General features: G+C 70.4%; 1 pseudogene. It reads right to left on the minus strand.

From position 1 onward, the window contains the following. Window positions 1-1,080 (minus strand): annotated as a pseudogene (locus tag IG86_RS43425) (hypothetical protein); the annotation flags it as partial. Window positions 1,081-1,407 lie beyond the last annotated feature (327 nt).

Below are 1,407 nucleotides of genomic sequence, written 5' to 3' on the forward strand. Positions count from 1 at the left end.
GGGTGGGGTGGGGTGGGGTGGGGTGGGGTGGCCGTGCGGCCTCGTCGGCCTGTGGGGGCCGGGGCCCGCGGGTGTCGGTGCGCGGGCTGTGCCACCGGTCGCAGGCAACGCTGGCCCGCGGTCCCGGTCGTCCGGATGGAGCGTCAGGAGGCGTCCGGTCGCGGACATGCGGCAGCACCTCGCGGAGGTTGCCTCCGCGAGGTGCTGCACTCGGCCGTCGGTCACTGGCCACTGGTCACGTGGCCGCTGGTCATCCCTGGGTCCCGCCCTGGGTGTTGCCAGCGCCACCGCCCTGCGTCCCGCCCTGGGTGTTGCCAGCGCCACCGCCCTGCGTCCCGCCCTGGGTGTTGCCAGGGTGTTGCCAGCGCCACCGCCCTGCGTCCCGCCCTGGGTGTTGCCGTTACCGGCACCCTGGGTTCCGCCCTGGGTGTTGCCGTTACCGGCGCCCTGCGTCCCGCCCTGGGTGTTGCCGTTACCGGCACCCTGCGTCCCGCCCTGGGTGTTGCCGTTACCGACCTGGGTGCCGCCGATGGTGTTGTTCGAGCCGCCGATGATCGTGTTGTTGACGATGTTCGTCACGTTGTTCGTCACCTGGTTCACCACGGCGGGCGCCAGTCCGAGCCGCTTCGCTTCCGATGCCGCCGCCTTCCGGCCGATGGCGGCTGCCTGCGTCTTGGAGGCTCCGCCGCGCGCTGCCTGCTGGGCGGCGGCCGCGCCACGTGCCGTTGCCGCTGCCGCGTCGGTCTTCGTGGAGGCCGCGGTGGATCCCGTCGGCGTGCACCGGACGGTGCCTACGGAGACCGGGCCGCTGCCGGTGATTCCGACGCGGATGTCGCCCTTCGGTCCGGCAGCGACGCGGGCGATGGTCTTCCCGTTGCGCTTGACGTCGTAGGTCTGCTTGAGGGCGAAGCCGTTGCCGTGGATCTCTCCGCCCTTCAGGCTGCACACCGCCGCAGGGGCTGCGGTCGGGAGTGCGGAAGCCAGGGAAGGCTGGGCGAATGCCACCCCCGCCGTTCCGGCGAGTATCGCGGTGACGCAGGAAAGACCGGCAATGTTGGCGACGTGCTTCTTCCTCGACATTAAAATCTCCCTTGAATGGTCGACCCGGATTCCGAGAATGTCTGCGAGCCGGGAATTCGACTTGCCTGGTGTCTCAGTCCGTCTGATGGCCGAGCGGTTTATCTGTCTCCAGATTGCCGTTTCCGGGCGCGGGGAGAAAGCGACGGACATTCGGGGCTTGACAGATTCGCATGCGGGTGGGCGGTTATGTCGTGCCTGGTGGGGGCGGGTCGCCGTGGCCCGGAACGGGGTGTTCAGTGCTTCCGTACCGCGCTTGCGTGGGGGTGGTGGGCCGGGTGCGGCGGTCGGTTTTCCGTGCTCGTGGGGGCGGATGGGGGGGTGGGCTGG

Origin of the sequence: Streptomyces virginiae, assembly GCF_000720455.1 — a bacterium.
GTDB lineage: Bacteria > Actinomycetota > Actinomycetes > Streptomycetales > Streptomycetaceae > Streptomyces > Streptomyces virginiae.